This window comes from Nguyenibacter vanlangensis (assembly GCF_013376155.1).
Classification (GTDB): domain Bacteria; phylum Pseudomonadota; class Alphaproteobacteria; order Acetobacterales; family Acetobacteraceae; genus Gluconacetobacter; species Gluconacetobacter vanlangensis.
In genome coordinates, this window is sequence record NZ_JABXXP010000131.1 from 1 (window position 1) to 6,312 (window position 6,312).

At 65.1% G+C, this 6,312-nt stretch carries 6 protein-coding genes and 1 CRISPR repeat array; of the genes, 5 read left to right on the plus strand and 1 reads right to left on the minus strand.

Annotated elements, in window-relative coordinates; translation table 11 throughout:
• From HUK84_RS08540 to cas2, 5 genes are all read left to right on the plus strand, one after another.
• On the plus strand, nt 1-527 hold a 527-nt coding region (locus HUK84_RS08540), incomplete at its 5' end, for a type I-C CRISPR-associated protein Cas8c/Csd1 (RefSeq protein ID WP_176639924.1).
• 10 nt (nt 528-537) lie between these two features.
• A complete protein-coding gene (cas7c, locus tag HUK84_RS08545) occupies nt 538-1,452 on the plus strand; it encodes a type I-C CRISPR-associated protein Cas7/Csd2 (protein ID WP_176639925.1) in 915 nt (304 codons plus the stop codon).
• 7 nt (nt 1,453-1,459) lie between these two features.
• The gene (cas4, locus tag HUK84_RS08550) at nt 1,460-2,110 is read left to right on the plus strand and encodes a CRISPR-associated protein Cas4 (RefSeq protein WP_176639926.1); all 651 of its coding nucleotides are present in this window, start codon (nt 1,460-1,462) and stop codon (nt 2,108-2,110) included.
• A 6-nt stretch (nt 2,111-2,116) separates the two neighbouring features.
• Complete coding sequence (gene cas1c, locus HUK84_RS08555) at nt 2,117-3,157, plus strand: type I-C CRISPR-associated endonuclease Cas1c (RefSeq protein WP_176639927.1); 1,041 nt, start codon at nt 2,117-2,119, stop codon at nt 3,155-3,157.
• 3 nt (nt 3,158-3,160) lie between these two features.
• Nucleotides 3,161-3,451 carry a CRISPR-associated endonuclease Cas2 gene (gene cas2, locus HUK84_RS08560; protein ID WP_176639928.1) on the plus strand — a complete coding sequence of 97 codons (291 nt, stop codon included), beginning with the start codon at nt 3,161-3,163 and terminating at the stop codon, nt 3,449-3,451.
• Nucleotides 3,452-3,634: 183 nt separating this feature from the next.
• Nucleotides 3,635-4,592: a CRISPR direct-repeat array (repeat unit 32 nt; unit sequence GTCGCTCTCCGTACGAGAGCGTGGATTGAAAC).
• A 115-nt stretch (nt 4,593-4,707) separates the two neighbouring features.
• On the opposite strand, the gene HUK84_RS08565 is transcribed toward cas2, so the two are convergent.
• Nucleotides 4,708-6,312 (minus strand): ABC transporter ATP-binding protein (locus HUK84_RS08565; protein ID WP_176639929.1); only part of this gene is annotated, 1,605 nt, incomplete at its 5' end.

Below are 6,312 nucleotides of genomic sequence, written 5' to 3' on the forward strand. Positions count from 1 at the left end.
ACCCGGCGACCGGCTGGCACGCCGCCGTGCTGCGCGCCGTATTGCGGCGCGCGCGGCGCGGCGCGAACCGTTCAGACAAAGGAGACATTCCCGTGAGTCTCGACCGTGACTATCCCAATATCGGGTACCAACTGGGACGGCTGTTCGCCGTCTACGAACTCGCGCAGCGCGCCGCGCTGGGTCCGGGCGTGAAGGCGTCGATGCGCGACCGGTATTTCGGCGCAGCCTCGGCCACGCCGGCTGGAATCTTTGCCGTTATCATTAGAAACGGACAGAATCACCTGGCCAATGTCCGCAAGAAGAAACCCGGCTGGGCGGCGGTGATCGAGAAGGAATTGGAAGAGATCTTCGGCCGGATCATCCCGGCCGGGCCGCTGTCGCTGCCGCGATCGCTGCCGCTGGAACACCAGGCCGAATTCGCCATCGGCTATTACCACCAGCGTCGGGAGCGGATCGGCGGCCCCGCCGGCGCCGTGGCGGACCAGGATGCGCCGGACGCCGCCGATACTGCAGAAACCGAAGAGTGAGACCATAACGATGCAGAACCGCCACGAATTCATCCTGTTCTTCGACGTCAGCAACGGCAATCCTAACGGCGACCCGGATGCCGGCAACATGCCGCGACTGGACCCGGAAACCAATCAGGGCCTGGTGTCGGATGTCGCGCTGAAGCGCAAGGTGCGCAATTACATCACGCTGGCGCGCCCGGACATGCAGGGCTTCGAGATCTATATGAGCGAGGGCGCGACGCTGAACAACCAGCACAAGCGCGCCTGGTCGGCCGTCATGCCCGAGGCCACCAGCGATTTCAATAAACTGCCTAAGGATGAAGCGAAATCCCGTGGGCTGACGCGCTGGATGTGCGCCAATTTCTGGGATATCCGGACCTTCGGTGCTGTGATGACGACCGGCGTGAATGCGGGGCAGGTGCGCGGGCCGGTGCAGTTTTCCTTCGCGCGGTCGGTCGAACCGGTCCTGCCGCTGGAGATCTCCATCACCCGGCTGGCCGCCACGACCGAGAGTGATGCGGAAAGCAAGGGCGGCCGCACGATGGGGCGCAAGCATATCGTGCCGTACGGACTGTATCGCATGCATGGCTATGTCTCGGCACCGCTCGCGTCCCATCCTGTCAAGGGAACCGGTTTTTCCGACAGCGACCTGGACTTGCTGTGGGATGCGCTGCTGGGCATGTTCGATCATGACCGATCGGCCGCGCGGGGTGAAATGTCGGCGCGCAAGCTGGTCATTTTCCGCCATGCCTCCGCCCTGGGCAATGCGCGGGCGCAGGATCTGTTCGATCGAGTGACGGTGCTGCGCGCCCATCAGGGCGCCACGCATCCGGTCGGCAGCCCTGCCATCGACAACTGGCCGCCCGCCCGGTCGTGGGACGATTACGAAATCGTCGTCAACCATGACGGCGCACCCGACGGGGTCGAGATCATCGAACGGTAGGATGCGGATGCGCCCGCCACCGGATGGCGCGGCCGAGGATGCGCTCATCCCGCTCTCGGCCTTGCAGCATTATCTGTTCTGCCCCCGGCAATGTGCGTTGATTCATGTCGAACGGATCTGGGCCGAGGATGGTGCGACCGCCGAAGGGCGCATCCTGCACGAGCGTGTGGATGATGGGCGGCCCGACCGGCGGCGGGACGTGCGCACCGTCCGGTCGCTGGTCATCCGTTCGTTGGCGCTGGGCGTGTTCGGCAAGGCCGACGCGGTGGAGTTCCACGGCAAGGGCACCGATGCGATCCCCTATCCTGTCGAATACAAGCGCGGACGCCCCAAGACCCATCGTGCCGACGAGGTCCAGCTTTGCGCACAGGCGCTGTGCCTGGAGGATATGTTCGGACGGCCGGTGCCCGAAGGCGCGCTGTTCTATGGCCAGCCGCGCCGCCGCACCATCGTGGTCTTCGACGACGCATTGCGCCGTCTGACTGCCTGCGTGGCGCGGGACGTGCGGGCGATGATCGCCGGGCAGGAAACGCCGCGTCCCGAATATCGGCCGGCCTGCAAGAAATGTTCGCTGGTGCATGCGTGCCAGCCGCGCCGGCTGGAGCGGCCACCCGCGATCGCACGCTGGCTGGCATCGCGCCTGGACGAGGAAGGATAAGCATCCGTGCGCCGCCATCTCAATACCATTTACGTCACGACCGAGAATGCCTGGCTGCGCAAGGACGGCGCCAATGTCGTCGTGGAGGTGGAAGGCCGAGAGCGCGGCCGTGCGCCGCTGCATCTGCTGGACGGCATCATCTGTTTCGGACATGCCGGGGCGTCGCCCGCCCTGATGGGCGCGTGCGCCGAAGCGAACATCACCCTGTCATGGCTTTCGCCGCAGGGCCGTTTTCTGGCGCGCGCCGAGGGAGCGCGCAGCGGCAACGTGCTGCTGCGTCGCACGCAGTACCGTGCTGCCGATGACAGCGCACGTGCCCTGGCCATCGTGCGCAATATCATTGCCGCCAAAGCGGCCAACCAGCGGACGGTCCTGCGCCGAGCGTTGCGCGACCACGGGGCAGCCTTGGCGCCTGATGCGCAAGCGCAGTTGCAGGATGCCGAACAGCGCCTGACCAACGTCGTCCGGCGTGTCGCACAGGCGCCGGATATCGATACGGCACGCGGGATCGAGGGCGAAGCCGCCCAGGTCTATTTCGGCGCATTCAATCAATTGATCCGTGTCGAGGACAGCGCGTTCGTCTTCGCCGGCCGCACCCGCCGACCGCCGCTGGATCGGGTCAACGCCCTTCTGTCTTTCCTTTATGCCGTTCTGGGCCATGATTGCCGGTCGGCGCTGGAAAGCGTCGGGCTCGACCCACAGGTCGGGTTTCTACATGCGGACCGGCCGGGGCGCAGCAGCCTGGCCTTGGACCTTATGGAGGAATTGCGGCCGGTCCTGGCCGACCGACTGGCGCTGAGCCTGATCAACCGGCGACAGGTCGCCGCGGATGATTTTACCGTCAGCGACGGCGGCGCGGTCCTGATGACCGAGGACGCGCGCAAGGCGGTCCTGGTCGCGTGGCAAGATCGCAAGAAGGACGAAATCCGCCATCCTTTCCTGGAGGAATCGGTGACATTCGGGCTGGTCGCCCATCTTCAGTCCCTGCTGCTGGCGCGGCATTTGCGAGGGGAACTGGACGGATACCCCGCCTTCATCTGGAAATGACCGATGCTTGTCCTGATCACCTATGACGTAAATACCGAAGATGCAGCAGGCCGGCGTCGGTTGCGGCGGGTGGCGCGCGCCTGTCTCGATTTCGGGCAGCGCGTGCAGCATTCCGTCTTCGAATGCGATGTCGACCCGGCACGCTGGGCGGAACTGCGTGCCCGCCTGATTGCGGAGGCCGATACGGCGAAGGACAGCCTGCGCTTCTATCAGCTTGGGGCGAAGGGCAGGCAGCGGATCGAGCATGTCGGGGCCAAGCCCGTTCTGGACCTGGACGGGCCGCTGCTGTTCTGAAGTGCGCGCGAACCACAAGCGATCACGCCGGACCGGGTCGGTTCGCGCGGCCGGAATACTTTTTGCGATCAATGCTTTACTGATATGAACGCGCTCGCCCGTCTCGCCAGGGGACTAACCGCCATGCATTTCGCGCAAATGTTCCGTTTTTATAAGACCGAACAAGATGATAGCATAAAGGGTGTCGCTCTCCGTACGAGAGCGTGGATTGAAACGCGGCCTTGAACGTCATGGTCACGACAACCTGACCGTCGCTCTCCGTACGAGAGCGTGGATTGAAACCTGGCCGTTAATGGGGTCGAAAACCATGACGAATCGTCGCTCTCCGTACGAGAGCGTGGATTGAAACATCGAAGAATGTGCAGCGATACTGACACGCAGCTGTCGCTCTCCGTACGAGAGCGTGGATTGAAACCGCCAAGATATCGCGGGGACCGACAATCATCCCGGTCGCTCTCCGTACGAGAGCGTGGATTGAAACACTTGCCTCGACAGGCGTGCCGATGTCGCGGATGGTCGCTCTCCGTACGAGAGCGTGGATTGAAACAGGCGATGATCGCGCAGGGCAAGACGCTCGGGCAGGTCGCTCTCCGTACGAGAGCGTGGATTGAAACCGGATGTGCTCAAGGGCCTGATCACAGCCGAGGGTCGCTCTCCGTACGAGAGCGTGGATTGAAACCTCCCCGGCCTGAAGGCCGAGGCTTCCAGCGCGGTCGCTCTCCGTACGAGAGCGTGGATTGAAACCAGCCCCGCCGGCCCGGGAGGCGCTCGCGTACGGGTCGCTCTCCGTACGAGAGCGTGGATTGAAACCGTCGCGTTTGACGGTCAACGCAACCCGATACGACCGTCGCTCTCCGTACGAGAGCGTGGATTGAAACCCGTGGATAGGTCGCCCCCGTCTGTCCCCTTGAGTCGCTCTCCGTACGAGAGCGTGGATTGAAACCAGACATATCCGGCGCCGTGGTTATCGGTCGCGGGTCGCTCTCCGTACGAGAGCGTGGATTGAAACCGGATGGCACCGTGATCCTGACCGGTCCCGGATTGTCGCTCTCCGTACGAGAGCGTGGATTGAAACATGTCATACGCGCCTAATTCGTGGGAAAAATACGGTCGCTCTCCGTACGAGAGCGTGGATTGAAACCATGGCGGGGATCTGGCTTTCCCGCCACTCGACGGTTGCGCTCCGCGTGGAAGCGCGGATCGAGACGCGCCTGTTCCATCTATGGCTACGTGATCGGCGGGGCCGCCAGCCGCCCTTATCCGTCCAATGATTGCAGGTCGAAGAGGCGGCGATACAGGCCGCCTTCGCGCGCGATCAGTTGGGCGTGGGAGCCGTCCTCGCGCAGTTCGCCGTGGGCGAAGACCAGGATGCGGTCCAGCCCGACGACGGTGGACAGGCGGTGGGCGATCACCAGCACCGTCCGGCCGATCATCAGCCGTTCCATCGCGTCCTGCACCAGGATCTCGGATTCCGAATCCAGGCTGGACGTGGCCTCGTCGAAGATCAGGATCGGGGCGTCGGCCAGGAAGGCGCGGGCGATGGCCACGCGCTGGCGTTCGCCGCCCGACAGCTTGACCCCGCGTTCGCCCACCATGGTGGCATAGCCCTTGGGCAGGCGGCCGATGAAGCCGGCGGCATTGGCCTGGCGTGCCGCTTCCTCGATCTCGGCCATTGAGGCGCCGGGCCGGCCATAGGCGATGTTTTCAGCCAGCGAGCGGTGAAACAGCACCGGTTCCTGCTGTACGATCGCGATCTGACTGCGCAGGCTGGATTGCGCGACGGTCGCGATATCGATGCCGTCGATCAGGATCCGGCCGTCGGTCACGTCGTACAGGCGCTGCACCAGCTTGACCAACGTGGTCTTGCCCGAGCCGGAGGGCCCGACCAGGGCCACGCGGCTGCCGGCGGGAATGTCGATCGACAGGTCGCGGAACAGCAGCCCGCGCTGTCCGCGATAGCCGAAATCGACATGGTCGAAGCGGATCGCGCCGTGAGAGATGTGCAGCGGCGGGGCGTCCGGCCGATCCTGCACGCCGGGCGGCAGGCGATAGATCGCGACCAGTTCCTCCATCTCGTTCACCGAACGCTGGACCATCGAGATCTGCTGGCCGATATCGCGCAGATAGCCCTGCACCAGGAAGACCATCGTCAGCACATAGGCCACGTCGCCAGGCCCCGCCCGGCCGCGCCACCAGAGCGCCAGCACCGCGCCGATCAGCACCACGCGCATCAACAGCGCGGCCACGTTCTGCAGGTTTCCGGAATTGGTGCCCCGCACCCAGGACCGTTCGGTGCGGCGCTGCCAGCGCGAGAGAATCCAGGACAGGCGCGCTTCCTCGCGCCGTTCGGCGCCGAAGGCCTTGACCACCGCGTTACAGGTGACGGCGTCGGCCAGGGCCGCGCCCATGCGCGTATCCCACGCATTGGCCAGCCGGGCGGACGGCGCGACATAATGCAGGGTCAGCCAGGCGGACATCGCCACCAGCATGATCGAGCTGAGCCCCAGCAGCAGCCCCATCGACGGCCAGTGCCAGGCCAGCACCACGGTCGTGGCCGCCAGCACCAGCACGCTGGGCAGCAGCATCAGCATCAGCGTGTCCGCCAGCGTATCGACCGCCCACATGCCGCGCGTCAGTCGCCGCACCGTCGAGCCGGCGAAGGTGTTGCCGTGCCAGTCGGTGGAAAAACGCTGCACACGGGCAAAGGCGGTTTCGGCGATGCCGCGCATCACCCGCGCCGTCAGGAAGGTGATGCCCAGATAGGACATGCGCCGCCCCGCCACTCCCAGCAGGCCGAGCAGCACCAGCCCGCCCAGCGTCCACAGCACGCCCTGCCGGGCCGCGGCCAGCGCCGGCGTCAG

Excerpts from the sequence above, each read along its gene's own strand:
- cas7c (WP_176639925.1), top strand. The coding sequence starts at position 538 with ATGCAGAACCGCCACGAATTCATCCTGTTCTTCGACGTCAGCAACGGC.
- cas2 (WP_176639928.1), top strand. The coding sequence starts at position 3,161 with ATGCTTGTCCTGATCACCTATGACGTAAATACCGAAGATGCAGCAGGC.
- cas4 (WP_176639926.1), top strand. The coding sequence starts at position 1,460 with ATGCGCCCGCCACCGGATGGCGCGGCCGAGGATGCGCTCATCCCGCTC.